The organism is Acidimicrobiia bacterium, assembly GCA_018057765.1.
Taxonomy (GTDB): Bacteria; Actinomycetota; Acidimicrobiia; order IMCC26256; family JAGPDB01; genus JAGPDB01.
Genome location: JAGPDB010000001.1, coordinates 132,539 through 150,269, shown reverse-complemented (window position 1 = coordinate 150,269; position 17,731 = coordinate 132,539). Strand labels below are relative to the sequence as shown.

The 17,731-nt window shown below is 35.6% G+C and carries 17 protein-coding genes and 1 tRNA gene; 13 read left to right on the top strand and 5 right to left on the bottom strand.

Annotated features, from left to right (window positions below; all coding sequences use genetic code 11):
- Positions 1-61 precede the first annotated feature (61 nt).
- From gap to KBF89_00740, 13 genes are all read left to right on the top strand, one after another.
- Complete coding sequence (gene gap, locus KBF89_00800) at positions 62-1,099, top strand: type I glyceraldehyde-3-phosphate dehydrogenase (protein ID MBP9114867.1); 1,038 nt, start codon at positions 62-64, stop codon at positions 1,097-1,099.
- 85 nt (positions 1,100-1,184) lie between these two features.
- Entirely contained in the window at positions 1,185-2,375 is a 1,191-nt protein-coding gene (locus KBF89_00795) for a phosphoglycerate kinase (protein MBP9114866.1), read from the top strand.
- 32 nt (positions 2,376-2,407) lie between these two features.
- A complete protein-coding gene (locus KBF89_00790; protein MBP9114865.1) occupies positions 2,408-3,178 on the top strand; it encodes a triose-phosphate isomerase in 771 nt (256 codons plus the stop codon).
- A gap of 74 nt (positions 3,179-3,252) precedes the next feature.
- A complete protein-coding gene (gene secG, locus KBF89_00785; protein ID MBP9114864.1) occupies positions 3,253-3,492 on the top strand; it encodes a preprotein translocase subunit SecG in 240 nt (79 codons plus the stop codon).
- Between the two features lie 34 nt (positions 3,493-3,526).
- Positions 3,527-5,233: a peptide ABC transporter substrate-binding protein gene (locus KBF89_00780; protein ID MBP9114863.1), complete on the top strand. Its 1,707-nt coding sequence runs from the start codon at positions 3,527-3,529 to the stop codon at positions 5,231-5,233.
- A gap of 81 nt (positions 5,234-5,314) precedes the next feature.
- Positions 5,315-6,361: an ABC transporter permease gene (locus tag KBF89_00775; protein ID MBP9114862.1), complete on the top strand. Its 1,047-nt coding sequence runs from the start codon at positions 5,315-5,317 to the stop codon at positions 6,359-6,361.
- The gene (locus KBF89_00770; GenBank protein ID MBP9114861.1) at positions 6,358-7,257 is read left to right on the top strand and encodes an ABC transporter permease; all 900 of its coding nucleotides are present in this window, start codon (positions 6,358-6,360) and stop codon (positions 7,255-7,257) included. Before KBF89_00775 ends, KBF89_00770 begins: the two co-directional genes overlap by 4 nt.
- A complete protein-coding gene (locus KBF89_00765; GenBank protein MBP9114860.1) occupies positions 7,254-8,279 on the top strand; it encodes an ABC transporter ATP-binding protein in 1,026 nt (341 codons plus the stop codon). Before KBF89_00770 ends, KBF89_00765 begins: the two co-directional genes overlap by 4 nt.
- On the top strand, positions 8,272-9,321 hold the full coding sequence (locus KBF89_00760) for an ATP-binding cassette domain-containing protein (protein ID MBP9114859.1): 1,050 nt from the start codon (positions 8,272-8,274) through the stop codon (positions 9,319-9,321). Before KBF89_00765 ends, KBF89_00760 begins: the two co-directional genes overlap by 8 nt.
- Before the next feature lie 75 nt (positions 9,322-9,396).
- On the top strand, positions 9,397-10,935 hold the full coding sequence (locus KBF89_00755; GenBank protein ID MBP9114858.1) for a hypothetical protein: 1,539 nt from the start codon (positions 9,397-9,399) through the stop codon (positions 10,933-10,935).
- 59 nt (positions 10,936-10,994) lie between these two features.
- Positions 10,995-11,078 (top strand) — tRNA-Leu (locus tag KBF89_00750).
- A 171-nt stretch (positions 11,079-11,249) separates the two neighbouring features.
- Entirely contained in the window at positions 11,250-11,699 is a 450-nt protein-coding gene (locus KBF89_00745) for a hypothetical protein (protein ID MBP9114857.1), read from the top strand.
- Between the two features lie 23 nt (positions 11,700-11,722).
- Positions 11,723-12,205 (top strand): hypothetical protein, encoded by a 483-nt coding sequence (locus KBF89_00740; protein ID MBP9114856.1) that lies wholly within the window; start codon positions 11,723-11,725, stop codon positions 12,203-12,205.
- On the opposite strand, the gene KBF89_00735 is transcribed toward KBF89_00740, so the two are convergent.
- Genes KBF89_00735 through KBF89_00715 form a run of 5 tightly spaced genes read right to left on the bottom strand, consistent with a single transcriptional unit; the run spans position 12,206 to position 17,728 of the window.
- Positions 12,206-12,820 (bottom strand): cation transporter, encoded by a 615-nt coding sequence (locus tag KBF89_00735; protein ID MBP9114855.1) that lies wholly within the window; start codon positions 12,818-12,820, stop codon positions 12,206-12,208.
- Between the two features lie 2 nt (positions 12,821-12,822).
- The gene (locus KBF89_00730; GenBank protein MBP9114854.1) at positions 12,823-13,815 is read right to left on the bottom strand and encodes a cation transporter; all 993 of its coding nucleotides are present in this window, start codon (positions 13,813-13,815) and stop codon (positions 12,823-12,825) included.
- Between the two features lie 51 nt (positions 13,816-13,866).
- The gene (locus tag KBF89_00725; GenBank protein MBP9114853.1) at positions 13,867-15,555 is read right to left on the bottom strand and encodes a copper resistance protein CopC/CopD; all 1,689 of its coding nucleotides are present in this window, start codon (positions 15,553-15,555) and stop codon (positions 13,867-13,869) included.
- A gap of 52 nt (positions 15,556-15,607) precedes the next feature.
- Positions 15,608-16,777: a site-specific integrase gene (locus KBF89_00720; protein MBP9114852.1), complete on the bottom strand. Its 1,170-nt coding sequence runs from the start codon at positions 16,775-16,777 to the stop codon at positions 15,608-15,610.
- A 9-nt stretch (positions 16,778-16,786) separates the two neighbouring features.
- Positions 16,787-17,728 carry a hypothetical protein gene (locus KBF89_00715; protein MBP9114851.1) on the bottom strand — a complete coding sequence of 314 codons (942 nt, stop codon included), beginning with the start codon at positions 17,726-17,728 and terminating at the stop codon, positions 16,787-16,789.
- Between the last annotated feature and the right edge of the window lie 3 nt (positions 17,729-17,731).

The window sequence follows — 17,731 nt, the reverse complement described above, 5'->3', positions numbered from 1 at the left end:
CAGGATGACAGACAAAGATTCGCTAGAATCCAATTATTATATAATTTATGAAAGGTACAATATGTCGCTCAAAATAGGAATTAATGGATTTGGAAGAATTGGTCGCAGTTTTACAAGAGCAATATTAGCCAGAGGTCTAATGGATGACATAACCATTGTTGCAATTAATGACCCATTTGGTGACAGCGAATCAATGGCATTCTTATTAAAGCACGATAGTGTTGGTGGCACACTGCCACACCATATAACTGCAACTTCTAAAGGTATTGATATAGATGGTTTCAGCGTTACGAAATTTGAAGAAAAGGATCCTTCAAAAATTGATTGGAAAAGTGCTGGTGTAGATATTGTTATTGAATCTACAGGTCTGTTCACATCAAGAGAAGCAGCTGCTGCACATTTAGTCGGTGGTGCTAAAAAGGTTATTATTTCTGCGCCTAGTGGTGATGCTGATGCAACTATATGTATTGGTGTAAACCATGAAGTATATTCGCGAGCTGATATGGATGTTATTTCTAATGCTTCTTGTACTACCAACTGTTTAGCGCCAATGGCAAAAGTTTTAGACGATGCATTTAGTATTACTTCAGGTTTTATGACTACAGTTCATGCATATACTTCTGATCAACAACTTCAAGATATGGCTACTGCATCTCGTTCAGGTAAAGCTGATTTACGACGCATGCGCGCAGCTGCTCTATCAATCATTCCAAGTTCGACTGGTGCTGCAAAAGCTATTGGTGTTGTTTTACCTAATCTTGAAGGAAAGCTAGCTGGTATGGCTTTACGTGTTCCTACTCCAGTAGGTTCTATTACTGATTTAACTGTTCAGGTATCAAAAGAAGTAACTGTTGAACAAGTTAATGCTGCTTTTGAAAAAGCTTCGAACGATAAAAAGTTCCGCGGCGTTCTAGAATATTCAAATGAAGATCTAGTATCTAGTGATATTGTTGGAAATCCTTCCTCATGTATTTTTTCTAGTGTAGACACTATGGTTCAGGGTAATACAGTCAAAATTCTTGGATGGTATGACAACGAATGGGGTTATTCAAATCGACTTCTTGATCTTGCATTGTTTCTTGAAGAATGCGGAGTTTAAAGATAAGTGTTACTAGTAATGCAAAAACATTGCTACAAAAATATTGAAATAACACAAGCTTTAGTAAAATCGAGGAAACACATAAATGGATAAACTACCTTTAATTTCCGATTTGAATATGAAGCCTGGTGATAAGGTTTTTATTCGTATCGATTGTAATGTTCCGCTTAGCGAAAATGGCCAAATAGAAGACGACTTTCGTTTATCTTCAGTTTTGCCAACATTGGAATATATAAGTGATGCAGGTGCGATAGCAATTATTGCTGGAGCTATTGGTAGACCAAAAGGTAAATATGATTCTGCTTTAGTTACCAAACCTATTGCAGAATATTTCAATAATAAATTATCAGGAAGTTATAAATATCTATCTGATAACCCATCGACAATAGAACCAAATAGTATTGACACTATTGCAGGGCCTGGAGATGGTGTGATTTTAGAAAATCTCCGGTTTTATGTTGGTGAAGAAAGTAACGACGAAATATTTGCTAAAGAATTATCTGGATTGGCTAAATATTATGTAAATGATGCGTTTGGGCAAAGCCATCGTAAACAAGCATCTATTTGTGCAATAACAAACTATTTACCTTCGTATGCCGGTCTTTGTCTCATAAAAGAAATAGATGCTCTGGAAAATGTTTTATCGAACGGTAAAGATCCAGTGGTCGCAATTATTGGTGGTGCGAAGGTTTCTGACAAAATGAAAGTTATTGAAAAATTGCTAGACCGTTGTGATCAGATACTCATTGGCGGTGCCATGGCATTTACTTTTCTTAAATCACAAGGTAAAGAAATAGGGAAGTCTCTTTGTGAAGATAATTATTTAGATGTTGCAAAGAAATGGTTAGATACAACAAAAATAATCATTCCTACAGATTTTGTTCTGGCAGATAGTATCGATTCGACCGAAACGTCAATATCATCAAATATCGAAGCTTCACAAGCAGGTTTTGATATTGGGCCAGAAACCATTGAAACATTTGGCAAAATCATTGATAGCTCAAATACTATTTTATGGAATGGACCAATGGGAGTTTTCGAAAAAGAACAATTTGCAACAGGAACACAGTCAATAGGCGAATTAGTTGCAAATGCAAAAGCTTATAGCGTCGTCGGAGGCGGAGATTCTGTCTCAGCAATTAGACAAATGAAATTAGAAAGTACGATTGACCATGTTTCTACTGGTGGAGGAGCAACACTTGAATATATAGAACAAGGAACTTTAGTTGGCATTAAGGCTCTACAAGATTCGATAATTCATAGATCTCAAAAATAAGTCAATCAAAAAATAGAAAAATAAAGGAAATTATGCGAACACCAATAATTGTTGCAAACTGGAAAATGAACCTAAATCATTTAGAAGCTATAGCGCTTACACAAAAACTTTCCTATCAAATTGATAAATATTTATTAGAAAATGCAGAGGTAGTGCTCTGTCCTCCTTTCACAGATTTACGAAGTGTCCAAACAACTATTGACTCAGATAAGATGGAATTCAAACTTGGTGCGCAAAATGTCCATCAATCTGAAAAAGGTGCTTTCACTGGAGAGATTTCAGCACCAATGCTTGCTAAGTTCGGTACTAGTTATGTAATAGCCGGTCATAGTGAGAGACGCCAATATTTTAATGAGACAAATGACATAATAGCTGAAAAAGTAAAATCTGTTTTAAAATTTGCTATGACACCAATTCTATGTGTTGGTGAAACAAAAGAACAGAGAGAGAATGACCAATCATTTGATATTGTAGAAGAACAAATTTCTATAGGTTTAAGTAAAATATCAAAATCAGAGATAGAAAATGTGATCATCGCATATGAACCGGTTTGGGCTATTGGAGCTGGAACACCAGCAACGATTGTACAGGCCAATGAGATGATTTCCAAAATCCGATCTGTAATATTTGCTATGCATAAGGGTTCTAGCGATGCCACAAGAGTTATATATGGGGCAAGTGTGGATCCATTAAATGCAAGAAATTTTATGGATCAAGAAGGTATAGACGGTTTGTTGGTTGGCGGTGCAAGTTTAAATGCGGATGATTTTTCACGTTTAGTTATATCGGCGATTAAAAATTAAAAATTAATTGTCCATTTAGGACAAATTACAGCTAAATGCTATGGCAACTATTCTGAACCGACTAGTCTATTGATATGGGCATACTTACAACTTCACTTATAGCTATACATGTTAGTGCAACATTACTATTAATATTTTTAATATTACTTCACTCTGGAAAAGGTGGCGGTTTATCAGATCTTTTTGGTGGTGGTGCTGGATCAGGCGCAATGGCGGGTGCAACTATAGTTGAAAAAAACTTGGACAGATTAACAATTGCTGCATCTACAGTGTTTATTTTTACTACTATTATTTTATCTATACAACTTAAATAAAAAATCTCAACAGAGAAGAAAGTAAAAGGGGGTAATGGTGAATAAACCATTAAATAAATACAAAATGCTTTTTGCATTTATATTGATTGTAGCCATGCTTGTCGGAGCTTGTAGCTCTTCAAGTAAGTCAGCAACAAATAACGATAAAGCGGAATCGAAGGACCTTGCTAAAAAGGGTGGAACAATAACAATTGGCGCTGAACAAGAACCAGATTGTTTGGACTTCGTGGGTTCATGCTCTGGAGCATCGTGGGGTTTCTGGACTGTAGCAGTTAATACACTTCCTCGTGCTTTCTCTGCGGAACGTGTTGGAGATAAAGATCAATGGGAAATTAAAAGAACAGATCTTTTAGCTTCAGAACCAAAACTGGAAACTGATCCTATACAAAAAATCACTTATCAAATTAACCCTAAAGCAGTATGGTCTGACGGTGTAGATATCACTGGTCAAGACTTCGTTTACACTTGGGACCAAATTGCTAATGGTGAAGATGTATACGATAAATCAGGATACCAAGATGTAAAAAGCGTAACTGTTGATAAAAACGATAATCATAAAGTTATTGTATCAATGGCAAAAGTATACGCTGGTTGGAAAGACTTATTTGGTGGTAATTATGGAGTTTTGCCTTCACATATTCTTGAAGGCAAAGACCGTGCAGCTGAGATGGCTGATGGTTATACTTTTTCTGGTGGACCTTTTAAATTGGAAAAATGGAATAAGACAGAAAATATAACACTTGTTCCTAATGATAAATATTGGGGTGACAAGCCAATTGTTGATAAAGTTATATTTAAATTTGTTTCAGATACTGTTACACAATTTAAATCATTTAATAATGGTGAAGTAAGTGCAATATATCCTCAACCACAAATAGATGTTATTGATTCAATCAATAAGGGTCTAAAAGATGCAAATCAGATTGTGAATAAAACAACAGGCTCAACAGAAGCTATATGGATTAATAACGATCGTGCTCCTTTCGACTCTAAAGCTGTACGTCAAGCATTTGGATATTCAATTGACCGTGATGCAACAGTGAATGCATTATTTGGAGAAATTGGCGTGACCAAAGCTGTAAATAGCTTCGTCCCTCCAGTATTAAATGAATATGCAGATAAAGAAGGATTCTCTGTTTACAAACTTGATCTTAAAAAAGCAGATAAATTGTTAACAGGTGAAGGTTGGGAAAAGAATTCTGATGGAATTTATGCAAAAGATGGTAAATTATTAGAATTTACTATCAATTCTACAGAAGGTAACGAACGTCGAAAGTTAATGATGGAAAATATCCAAAGTCAACTTAAAGATGCTGGTTGGAAAGTAGCAATTGCACCTTTGACTGCAGCGGATCTATTTGGTTCAGCAGCTCCAGAAGGAAACTTCCAGGTTGCACTGTATGCTCAGGTTCTTACTACTTTGAACCCTACAAACTGTAACTTATTTTGTTTGGCTCAAATTCCTGGTCCTGAGAATGATGATTCAGGTCAAAACTGGACTAGAACACGTGATGTAAAAGCAGATGGATTCCTTCAAACAGTAGATAAGGAACTTGATGTTGCAAAACGTATTGAGGCTAGTCAAAAAGCAGAGAAGGCATTAGCAGATGATGCAACATCATTCCCATTAGACCCACTCCCAAATATTCTTTTATGGAAAAAGAGTATTGTTGGTCAAATCGATGAAAATCCAATTCAAGGACCATTCTGGAATTTGAATCAATGGGGTATCAGAAAATAAAAATTTATTAAACTAATTTTTAGTGGGGATGCCTAGTGCATCCCCACTTTTTTATGTAAATGAAACTAACCTAATAGTTTAATGGTAGCTACAAAATTCTTATTAAAGAGAGCTTTAATTTCATTATTATTGCTAGTGATTGCTTCGTTTGTTGTGTTCGCTGGAATCAGAGCATCTGTTGACCCTACAGCTAGATTACGAACTTCAAAAGATCAAAATGCTGTTCCTAGAGAAAAAATAAGACTTCATTTAAATGAGAATATTTTTAAACAATACGGTAGATGGGTAGGTGAATTAAAAAGCTTTAATTTAGGTAAAGGCGATATAGATCGTGAATTAGTGACTACAAAATTATCTCGTGGTATAAAAAATACTTTTGAATTAGTGATTTGGGGAATGATTGTTGCTGGTTTACTTGGAATTGCTTTTGGTGTGATTGCAGCTATAAATAGAAATAATTTTTGGGACTTCACATTCTCTGGATTTTCATTCTTAGGAGCGGCATTACCAACATTCTTTTTTGGATATGTTCTTATAGATATTTTTACTACATATTTACCCGATCTATTTACAAATCATCTTCCGCATTTTTTATCATCTATTTCGAATATATTTGGTTCGCCTGGTAATGCAAGATTTAAGATTGATTCAAATATTGGTGGACATTTTGGTAGAGCTTCAGATGGTTCTTTTACTCTAGATAGTTTCATCACATATATAAGGAATTTAACCATGCCTGTTATGGTTTTAGCAATACAGCTTATATCTACGTGGTCTAGGTATCAACGCTCATCTATGATTGAGGCTTTACAAAGTGATTACAATAGAACAGCCCTAGCCAAAGGAATGAGCAAAAAAAGAGTCTATATGAAGCATGCATTTAGAAATGCTCAGTTGCCAATGATAACTATAATAGCCTTAGATCTAGGTGCATTAATGGGTGGTTTGATCGTTACGGAATTCATTTTTTCACTCAAAGGTATGGGGTTCGTATTTATAAATGCCTTGAGTGCAGGTGATGCTACAACTCTAACTGGGTGGACAATGCTCGTGGCACTTTTCGTAGTAAGTGCTAATTTCTTTGCAGATTTGTTATATACAGTTATCGATCCGAGGATACGAACATGAGCGAATTAACTAAAATTGAAGAATTGAAGATGATCGATGAAGTTATCCCTCAGAAACGTTATCGTGCATTAAAAAGATTTTCTAAAAATAAACCAGCTTTAATTTCTTTAATATTCATGATTTTTTGTATTGCATTATGTGCTTTCCCATCTCTAATATCTGGTTACGAACAGAATAGTCAATTACTTAGCGATGCTAGACAATTACCTTCGGGTTCTCATTGGTTGGGTACAGATATTCTTGGTAGGGACATGTTTACGGAACTGCTATATGCAATGCAAATAACTTTGCGAATAGCTGTTGGTGTTGCTATTGTCTCTACGGTAATAGGAACTTTAATTGGCTCGATTGCAGCATATGCAGGAGGTTGGATTGATTCACTATTAATGAGATCGACTGACTTATTTTTAATGGTGCCTCAAGTTGTTGTATTAGCTATTGGTTTAAATAGATTTGGGACATCTGGTGACATCCCTTTAATACTCATTGTATCTTTAACAATGTGGATGTATATTGCGCGTCTAGTTAGATCACAAGTATTGAGTATTAGAGAACGTGAATATGTTGATGCTGCAAAAATAAGTGGTCGTGGTTTCTTTTATATAACATTTATACATCTGATTAGAAATTCCGTTTCAATAATTGCAATAAGTACTGCTATCACAATTTCAACTTCTATCATTCTTGAATCTACTGTGTCTTTCTTGGGTTTTGGTGTTAAACCTCCTAGAACATCTCTTGGTCTAATGCTTAATGCGGCAAGAGGCAATACAACTGGTGATCGAGCCTATTTATTTTATGCACCTGGTATGGCTATTTTTCTCATAGTATTAGCAGTTAACTTTATTAGTGATGGCTTACGTGATGCTTTAGATCCAGGATCGGAAAAATCATGAGCGATAATAATGAAATTATCTTAGAAGTTAAAAATTTAAATATTTCTTTTGGCAAACCAAAAGAAAGAACATATGTAGTACAAGATTTGTCATTTGATCTTTACAAGGGTGAGACTTTAGGAATTGTTGGCGAATCAGGTTGTGGAAAATCTACATCAGTTTTAGCTTTAATGGGCTTGCTAGATAAAACGGCTGAAATTACAGGCACATTTTCTCTATGTGGAACCAACTATGATTTGTCAAAAATTAAATATGCTCAGTGGCGAAAAATACGTGGATCCCAACTAGCAATGGTTTTTCAAGATTCATTAGCATCTTTAAATCCTCTTAAACGTATAGGCGAGCAAGTAGCTGAAGCTATTTATGTAAAAAAGTCAATGAGCAAAAAAGATGCTCGTAAAGAAGCAAAAGTACTTTTAGATCTTGTTGAGATCCCAAATGTTGATCTTAGATTCCGTCAATATCCTCACGAATGTTCTGGTGGTATGCGTCAACGTGTGATGATAGCCATGGCATTAGCCAATAAACCAAATGTCTTAATTTGTGACGAACCAACCACAGCATTAGATGTAACCGTACAAGCACAGATTTTACACACAATTAAACGACTGCAAAACGAATTAGAAATGTCAGTCATATTAGTAACTCATGACTTAGGTGTTATCGGGAATATGGCAAATAGAACTCAAGTTATGTATGGTGGGAAAATTATAGAATCAGCCCCTACTATTGAAATAATTCAAAACGCCCAACATCACTATACAAATGCATTAATAAAAGCAATGCCAGATATGGTTGATGCAAAAGATGAGTTATACACAATTCCAGGATCACCTCCACAGTTAGACCATATATTCGAGAAATGTCCTTTTGGGCCTCGTTGTGAAGCTCATAGCGAAGAATGTGATTTACGAATGCCACCGCTCAAAAATATAAGCGACAATCCTAACAAACCAAGAATGGTTCATAAATTAGCATGTGTCAATCCTGTAAAGCAATTAGCAAAGGTTAATAATGGTTAATTTGCATATTGATGGAACGACACCAGAAGTACTACTAAGAGTTGACGATTTATACAAAAATTTCTATACCAGATCACACGGTAAAAAAATAACGACATATGCACTAAGGGGAGTAACCTTTTCCTTACATAAAGGAGAAGCTGTAGCAATTGTTGGAGAGTCTGGTTGCGGCAAAACGACATTAGCAAGAATAATTGCAGGTTTAGATGAACCCACTCGAGGTGCATTGACTTATGAATCAAAAAAATTAACCTATGATACTAATTTACGCAAAAAGATATCGATGGTATTTCAAGATCCTTACGCTTCGCTTAATCCTCGCATGACTATTAAAGCAATAATAAAAGAGCCGATGCATTTATTAAAATCTGGATTAAAAAATGATGAAGGTGATAAAGCATATACACGTAATATGTTTAAAAAGAAGAAAAACGATCTCTGTAATGAATTGATGGACTCAGTAAAGCTACGAAGAGAATGGTTAGATAGATATCCATTTGAATTTTCTGGTGGCCAAAGACAACGTATTGGTGTCGCAAGGGCTCTTGCTACTGATCCTGATCTGTTGATACTTGATGAACCTGTTAGTGCCCTTGATGTTTCGGTACAAGCAGGAATCATCAATTTACTTAAACAACTTAGAAAAGATCGCACTTTATCGATGCTTTTTATCAGCCATGATCTCCGTGTCGTTCGTCATTTGTGCGACAGGGTGGTCGTTATGTATCTTGGCCAGATTATGGAAGAAGCAACTACTAAACAGCTTTTTTCGCATCCAAGACATCCATATACACGTGCATTAATTGGAGCTATTCCTACTAATAATTTTGATTTAGTTGATTCGGTAATGTCAAAAGATGAATTGACGTCGGATTTACCAAAGATGCACCTAATTGAAGGTGAATTGCCTAGCCCAACCAATCCACCAGAGGGATGTCCTTTTAAAACAAGGTGTGATAAAGCAACAGATAAATGCAATGTCAAACCGCCTCTAGCAAAAATGAATGATGGTAGATTAATTTCTTGCCATTTCCCAGAATGAACCTCTATTCGCATAAAAAATGGTTTATATTTGTATTGATTTGACGATAATTTAAACAATGAAAGCTTTAAGTAAATGAGATTTATATTTAATAAAATGGTATTGCTAATTATCACGATTAGTTTATTCTTTGGTGGTTGGATGCTATTAAAAGAAGAAAGTGTTAATGAAAGTAATTTACCTAAACCTGATGTTGTAACTGTTTGGTCTATGAGTTCAATTGTAAGAGACCCTAATCTTGCATTAAATGAATCTCAAAATTTTCAAGTTTCATTGTTGTATGAACCACTTTTCCTTTTGGATGCAAAAAATAAACTAATACCTAATATTGCAAAATCTTATAATATTTCAAAAAATGGTACTAAAATTTCAATCACACTTGATGAAACAAGAACTTTCACCGATGGTTCAAAAATAACTCCAAATGATATTAAACGAACCATTTCAAGATTAAATATTTTAGATTCAAAATACTCTAAATTTACAAGAAATATTAAAGGTAGTGGGGAAGCTAAGAGTGGTCTAGATTTCTTCGGTATAACTACATCAAAAAATAAGATAACGTTTAATCTAATTACACCTAATCCGTTTTTTCTTTATTCTTTAGCTCAACCAAATACTGGCATTATTCCTACAAGTGCATTGAATGAGAAAAATGAAATAGTATCAGATGTGGGTAGCGGTTCATATACTATTAAAATTGATGCGCAGACAACAAATGATGCAACCGTTTTTATACCACGTGATAAGTCATTACAAACGTTTAATATTCTTGTAAAAACACAAGATCAAATTAATGTTGCAGATGCTAAAAGTAATGTAGATATTGTTTTTGGGCAAGCTTCAACTGCTAGTAAGTTTACGAGAATAAACATTCCTATATTAGCTAGTGCATCTTGGAACATATATGTTAAAAATGGAGATTCACCACTGGCAGATGTGAAATTTAGAGAGGCAATATTATTAGCACTAAATACAGAATCGTACATTGACGCTTATGGCAGTAAAGCTATTAAAGCAATAAATTTTTCAGGTATTACTGTAGATTCTGTACTTTGTTCACCGAACTGTAAGGGTAACGTTGTCGAAGCAAAAAAAATGATAAAAAAACTTTTTCCTGATGGCAATATACCGAATGTTCCCATAGATATTGAAGATTCTGAATTACAAAAAGTTTTGGCGGCATCAGCTAAAAAAGAGTTAGCGGACGTTGGAATTCCAACAACTATTTCAGTTCATGAGCCAGCTGATTGGGCTAATGTCATTGCACGAGGAGAAATTTCACTATTTAGATTTGGTTGGGTCTCTGAAATTCCTGTCTCATCAGACAGCTTGGTTGACAATTTTAAAGCTAGCTCATCGGATAATCTATCTGGTGTCGTAGATACTAAACTTGAAAATGACATAGAAAATTACGAGACTTCGACTAACTTTGATAACAAGCTAAAATCTTCAAAGACCTTACAAGAACGAATTAAAGACTTGTATTTATCTAAACCTATTGCACAATACGTAGCTGGTGTTTCGGTATATAATCGAATAAATATACCGGACTTTGATTGCTATGGTCGTCTAAATATAAACAAAATCTCACTCGCAAAGACTAAAAATTAACTTCTTACAATGGCTTTACGCTAAGATCTTAACTTCTTATTAGTAAAGCTAATAAGTATGTCGAAGTGGCGGAATTGGCAGACGCGCAAGCTTAAGGTGCTTGTGCCCGCAAGGGCGTGGGGGTTCAAGTCCCCCCTTCGACACACTTATTAATGCAGGTAAGAAAAGATATTTAAATCTGGTCTTACCTGCATTTCAACCATTCTTCAACCTTTTTATGTAATCTGAGTCGATTATCACTAAAAGTTCATCGATATGTGAACTAATGAGACCAAAAACTAAACTGATAATAATCATCGAAGAAAGTTGCTTAAATGTTTTTGTTACTAAATAAAAATTTGAAGTTCATACTTGCAATTTCAGTTCTAGGCTCTGCGGTACTATTTTTCTTAGGCTCAAGAATAGAGCAGAATCAAAATCATAAAGAGAGCAATTTACAAAACATACTTGAATCAAGAAATGCATTGGTAAAAGCTTTAGGGTCAAGTTCAAACTCATGGATTATGGCAATATCGGTGATTTCGGTTGCTGTTCTTTTTGCTGCATTAATAATCAATAAAAATCGTGTCCAAGTTCTGTATGCAATTATATTGTTTTCTTGTATTGGTTTAGTTTTCGACGTTAGCAAGATTGCTCATCAAACTCTCGAAATTCATTCTTATTTACTTGATTTGACATTATTTGTCACAGGTCTACATTTTTTGGCGATATTAGTCGCTTCATATATGATCAGGAATAGTACTCGTTTAGCCATAAAAAGTTAAGTTTTACATTTAAGGACACTAATTTGAAGCACAAATACAATAAATCCACCAAATGTATTTCAATAATATTATTAATATCAGTCGCTTTCTTAGTTATGGGTTGTACGAGCCCGTCAACAAAAAAGGACCAAGATTCGCAGAAAGCAAAATTAGAAAAGCTTAGAGCTACCAAACAATATAAAGAACTAGAAATTGAAATTGGTGACAACTTCTTCTCGCCAAAGGAAGCAACAGTAGAAGAAGGAACTATTGTCATTTGGACCAATAAAGGAAATATGCTTCATGATGTGCGTTGGGATAATGCTCCAGCTAGCGACCACATTGGTGGCGACATAAAAGCTGATTTAAAAAATAAAGACTTTTCAAGTAAGACCATGGGTACTGGCGATATTAACGTTGCACTTTTTGATAAAGTTGGTAAATTTCCATATCATTGCCATTTTCATGGTTACCCAGGAAAAGGTCAGTGGGGCTCAATTACAGTGACCCAAAGAGTCACCAAGTAGCTAACAGCAATTATCGCCTTTCCAAGCTTCTCTGCCTTCTTTCAAGGCTAACAGAGCGATCAATATCGCTGCTACAGGGTCTGCCCACCACCAATTGAGCGTTGCATCTAATACAAGGCCTATTAAGAGCACTAGAGATAAATAGCTACATAACAATGTCTGTTTAGAATCCGAAACTACTGACTGACTGTTCATTGCTTTACCAGTCCGTTTTTTCAAAATAGCAATACTTGGCATAACAATTAGTGAAGCAATAGCAAGACCTATTCCAACATAGGAAGTTTCCGATTTTGATTGATTTAATAGACCAAGTACTGAAGTAATCGAGACATAGAATGCAAGAACAAAAAAGCTAATCGCTATTAATTTAAGTGCTCTTTGTTCTCGATCATGGGTAAGTTCTCCACGAAGTTGCCATACAATAACAAATGCTGAAAGTACCTCAACCGCTGAATCGAGCCCAAAGCCCACCAACGCTTTTGAAGAAGCTGCTAAACCTGACCCAACAGCCACGATACATTCAATTACATTCCATGCAATTGTTGCATAGGCGAGCAATAATGCCTTCTTCTTGAATGAATCGTTAGGCTTATAAGTAGGTATTTGCAAGTTCATTTTTATTTGTCAGATACAGAGAAAGTGCCTATGTCATCCACACATGGTTCACATTCAAGGTCTAAAGTTGCATGAGATACCGAGAATTTATCAGATAGCAATTTTTTTACTTTGCTACCAACAACTTGAGCCTCTTCAAGAGTAGGGTGACCATTTAAAACGACATGAGCCGATAATGCGTGAAACTCTGATGAGAGACTCCATATATGGAGATCGTGCATCGCTTCGATTTCTTCCATATCTTCTACAGACGATATGAGCAGATCAATATCCAGGTTTTTCGGAGCAGACTCTAATAGAACGTTATTAGCCTCTTTTAATAATTTAAATGCTTGATAGGCAATCAAAGCACCAATCACCAATGAAATCGCAGGATCAAGCCAATACCAGCTATCAGTTAGCATTATCACCAAACCAGCAATGACAACTCCCAGCGATGCAGCTCCATCACCAAGTAGATGAAGTGTAGCTGAACGAATATTCATATCCTCAGAATGTTTCGATGATGAAGTATGATCATGTCCAGCGTGCCCTTCTCTAAGAGCAATCGCGCAACCAAAATTTATTAATGCGCCAAGCGCAGCAACAATAACTACGAGCCCTCCGTTTACTACTTCTGGTTCAAAGAATCTACGAATAGCTTCGTATGTGATAAAGCCGGTTACCAGAAGGATGGTTGCTGCATTTGCTTGTGCAGCAAGAACTCCTGCACGATGAAAACCATATGAACGAGATTTAGTTGCTTGACGACGAAGTAATCGCACGGCAATGAGTGATAATGCTATAGCTCCTACGTCGGTCAAATTATGACCTGCATCAGCAATCAGACCAATAGAGTGAGCAATAAATCCGAAGACTGCTTGTAAAATAACAATTACTAAGTTAAGTGCGAGTGATATACCTAACTTCTTTTCTCTCTTTTTATTTAGCTCAGAGTTATCGTTCAAGCCTAAATGAGATGTCTCTTCGTGATCGTATGAGTGATTATGTTCCATATATCAAATCTAGTTTATGCGTACGATAATTAGTATATTGGAAAAGCCTTACTATCGGAACGTAAATGTACTATCACCTTTAATACTTTGGGACTTTGAAACCTTAATATCAAGTGATAATTTCCATTTGCCTGGTGCTGGTATTAAAGTACCATACCCTGAAAAATGGTTAAGGCCTTCAAAACGCATCAACATTTTAATAGATTTAGATTTGCCATCGTCATTAGTCCATATAGCTGTAATAGAAGACTTTTGTAAATTAGTATCTTGAATTGCTTTTGGCGTTCCATTTTTCTCATACACGTACACATGAACAATTATCGGCCCAGCTTTTGGTGGCTCAACACTAATTTCTATGTTCAAACTTTGCGCAGATAGTTTTTGAACTACAGGAGCACTGTAAGCAGTTCTACCAGGAATTGCATTCACCGCAACGGTACTGAGCACTAGTGCAATGAGGAGCAAAACTGATTCTACAATTAAGAGAGAAACAATTTTCGTAGATTTAGAATTTTTTAAATTATCAGCGTCGACAATATTAAGTGCGCGTCTTCTTGTATATATTGCAATACAAATTACTCCTAGGAAAATCATGACCTTTGCATTTATCAATTGACCAAACCACGTAGAGGTACTCACTGAGTACGACCCTATTTGTCTCCACCAAGCAAATGCACCTGTAACAAGAATTGTTGTTGCACAAATCGGTGCTAACTTACTAAATTTTTTCAATATCGAAACTTGTTCTGTATTGTTTTTTATTAGAAATGGTAAGAGTAGGAGACAACCCAACCAAACACTTCCAGCAAGAACATGTAGTACATCAAATGTAAATGCAATTGGTATAACTTTTCCGTCAGAAGCATGCCCAATTAATGCTGGGGTTATAGCAAGAGATATTCCTAATAGTAATAAGATGAATTTTTGTAAAGCCCTTTTACAATATTTCCAGGTGACATAGATACATAAACATAGAAATATTCTGATTAGATTAACTTTGCCAAATCTCGTCTCAAGTTCAGCTTGCCAAACTGAATATTCGCTTATTTTGCTTAAGGGATATTTATAAACGATTAAAGATTGAATACCTATTGAAAGCAAACTAAATAAAGATAAAAGAAGGAGTGATGCTTTAAATATTTTTTGTATATTACGTTTTAGAGGTTCTTGTACTAAGTAAATTTTAACAACAATCAATGCTATTAATAGAAAAATGAAAGCAAATACAAAGAAACGAGATATAGAAGCAATTATTTTTAGTTCTTTAAAAGTTTTTGTTTCGTTAATTATTTTTGCGATTTCTGGCTTACTCGTAAAGTCTTTTTCAGCGGGAGCATTGATAGTAAAACTAAAAGTGCCATTGATAGGATGCGAATCGCCAGAAACTACACTCCACGTTACAAGATACGTCCCTTTTTTTAATTTAGGGGGAGTAATACTAATTACATTTGAAGCTGCCTGATCGTTCACAGGTGTGACAATGCGTTCACCTTTGTCATTGTAGAGTTCAACAAGTCCTTGTGACAGTCGCGCACCTTCTGTAAAAGTTATATCTATCGTTGCCGGTGATACTTCAAGTATTGACTGATTTGCAGGGCTCGTAGAAACCAAAGCGGCATGGGCTGATGCAGGAGTAGCGGATGAAAATAAGAAAGCAATTGTACATAGAAAAATAACTAAAAAATATTTGGGTAGTTTCCTCTTTGATTTAGTTAGTTCTGTTTTAGTAGCTAAATTCATTTTTCCATGTTAGGAAAATAGTAACGTATAAATCTTATTAAGGGTGCAGCATTTAACCTAACTGCTGGTTTGCAAAAATAGCATCTGTTACTAATTCGGCTGCAGCTTCGTCTTGTTCAGCCAATACATGGCTGTATGTATCCATAGTGATTGTGATACTTGAATGACCAAGATGTTCTTTCATCACATTTGGAGATACACCTGATCTTCCTGCATTGGTTGCCCAACCATGTCGTAACGAGTGAAGGGTTGTTAACTTGACACCATAACGAGTTGATCTTCTTTGAAATTCTTTGAAAACTCTTTCTGGGTGCAACATTCGACCATCTTCATGAGTAAACACTAAATCGTATTCTTCATTCCACAATCCAGGATATTGTAAGCGAAATGCAATTTGACGTTTTTTTAATTTTTTCAGTTCAATCACTAAAACTGATGGCAAAGCAATTGTTCGGCGACTTGATTTTGTTTTCGGTGTTTGAAAAACGGCTTTATGGTCTACGCAGCCAATTGTTTGTCGTATGTTACATTTTCCTTTTATAAGATCAATATCTTTCCATTCGAGACCTAATGCTTCTCCTCTGCGTACTCCTGTGGTTGCATAGAAAAACCAGAGAGGAAAGTACTTGTCATCTGCTTGTCTACTCGTATTTAGGAAAGTGGTTAACTCATCGTTTGTCCATATACTATGCCCAGCAGATTTAATCTCGAAGTCTTTGGGAATTTCAGCATTACTTGCTGGGTTTTTCGATATAAAATCCCACTTCTCAGCATCACTTAACGCCTTGCGTAAGTATGCGTGAACACCTTTAATCGTTTTAATCGATAGACCCTCGCCACTTGTTAGATTACCATTTAATGAAAGTTCCTTATAGAGCTTATTTAAATGAGCAGTTCTTAACTCTTGAAGCTTTACTGAACCTATTTTGTTTATCACATGATTCTTTAGATGTCGGCTCATTACTGAATGAGTACCCGGTTTATATTGCGTTTGTGAGTTCTCGAGCCAATCAATAAGAAATTCTTTTAAGCTCAAAGAACTAGGTTTTGAAAATTCATTTCGCTGGATTTGGTTAAGCATTTCTATTCTGGCGGATTCAGCTTCACGCTTTGTATCGAAACCTTTGCTCCATGAGCGGTTTCGTTTATTGGTTATGGGGTCTCGCATCAGTTCGACTATCACATACCATTTAGTTCCTTTTTTTATTACTGAGCCTTTCATACAATCTCCTTATTTCTTACGCTCTCTATATCTTTTTTGGCTTGCATTACGCGCACATCGTTGTGAACAAAATTTTGTATTTGATCGATTTGATCTGACTGAACCATAACCTTCCGTTGTTGAAAAATACATCCCGCAAGATTCAAATGCACACCTCGATATTGGACGATGTTGTTGATGGTATGTGTACAATTGGTAGCAAATAATTGAATATATGCTTGAACTTACAAGCCCTCTTTGATCAAATTCGTCTTGCTCATTTCCAATTCGATCTTGAAACACGGAGAACATGCTGAATTGACTTAAACCCAAATCTAATCGCGTTTTGAGCAGTGTTCGTATATGAACCAGACCATCTTTACCTTTTGGAATGTCGTAACCAGCTTCTTTCCATGGTTTCGTTTCATCTTCCCCATTCGACAAAGCAATGATATGGCGAGACATCGCTTTTAAATCACGTAGAAATAAAAGAGCTAGAGATTCTGAATAAATTTGAACCGTTCCTATCTGATCGATTTGGTCTTTTAACTTAATGGCTTTGTGTTCAAGTTTGAATGTGATTTTATTTAGATCAATACCGTAGCTTGGGTATGACTTAAGAAACATTCCTCCGTATTGATCGGTGAACTCTTGAAATGCCTCAAAATCATCTGTTTCTATGTCTGGTATTACATGGAGCGAAAATTGAGGCTCAGCTTCGAACGTCCCAATATTAAATCTACGTTTACTTAATTTTTCGAAGTCAGTTGATTCAGGTAAGCGATATTTCTTTAATTCCTTTATAAGCAGTTCCTTCTCTTCGCGTCTCATCATCAATGCAGGAAAGAGATTGAATTGAGCAATTGTTTTCTCTTTACCATCAAATTTCCACCGCATGGTCGTTAATGATTTAGTGATCATGTCAGTGTTCTGATGATCATTGGGCCAAAGCGTTATATCTAATTGTGACATAAA

Bases quoted from the DNA above. Each gene is read 5' to 3' on its own strand.
- gap (MBP9114867.1), top strand. From the start codon at position 62: ATGTCGCTCAAAATAGGAATTAATGGATTTGGAAGAATTGGTCGCAGT.
- KBF89_00795 (MBP9114866.1), top strand. From the start codon at position 1,185: ATGGATAAACTACCTTTAATTTCCGATTTGAATATGAAGCCTGGTGAT.
- KBF89_00790 (MBP9114865.1), top strand. From the start codon at position 2,408: ATGCGAACACCAATAATTGTTGCAAACTGGAAAATGAACCTAAATCAT.
- secG (MBP9114864.1), top strand. From the start codon at position 3,253: ATGGGCATACTTACAACTTCACTTATAGCTATACATGTTAGTGCAACA.
- KBF89_00780 (MBP9114863.1), top strand. From the start codon at position 3,527: ATGGTGAATAAACCATTAAATAAATACAAAATGCTTTTTGCATTTATA.
- KBF89_00775 (MBP9114862.1), top strand. From the start codon at position 5,315: ATGGTAGCTACAAAATTCTTATTAAAGAGAGCTTTAATTTCATTATTA.
- KBF89_00770 (MBP9114861.1), top strand. From the start codon at position 6,358: ATGAGCGAATTAACTAAAATTGAAGAATTGAAGATGATCGATGAAGTT.
- KBF89_00765 (MBP9114860.1), top strand. From the start codon at position 7,254: ATGAGCGATAATAATGAAATTATCTTAGAAGTTAAAAATTTAAATATT.
- KBF89_00760 (MBP9114859.1), top strand. From the start codon at position 8,272: ATGGTTAATTTGCATATTGATGGAACGACACCAGAAGTACTACTAAGA.
- KBF89_00755 (MBP9114858.1), top strand. From the start codon at position 9,397: ATGAGATTTATATTTAATAAAATGGTATTGCTAATTATCACGATTAGT.
- KBF89_00745 (MBP9114857.1), top strand. From the start codon at position 11,250: ATGTTTTTGTTACTAAATAAAAATTTGAAGTTCATACTTGCAATTTCA.
- KBF89_00735 (MBP9114855.1), bottom strand. From the start codon at position 12,820: ATGAACTTGCAAATACCTACTTATAAGCCTAACGATTCATTCAAGAAG.
- KBF89_00730 (MBP9114854.1), bottom strand. From the start codon at position 13,815: ATGGAACATAATCACTCATACGATCACGAAGAGACATCTCATTTAGGC.
- KBF89_00725 (MBP9114853.1), bottom strand. From the start codon at position 15,555: ATGAATTTAGCTACTAAAACAGAACTAACTAAATCAAAGAGGAAACTA.
- KBF89_00720 (MBP9114852.1), bottom strand. From the start codon at position 16,777: ATGAAAGGCTCAGTAATAAAAAAAGGAACTAAATGGTATGTGATAGTC.
- KBF89_00715 (MBP9114851.1), bottom strand. From the start codon at position 17,728: ATGTCACAATTAGATATAACGCTTTGGCCCAATGATCATCAGAACACT.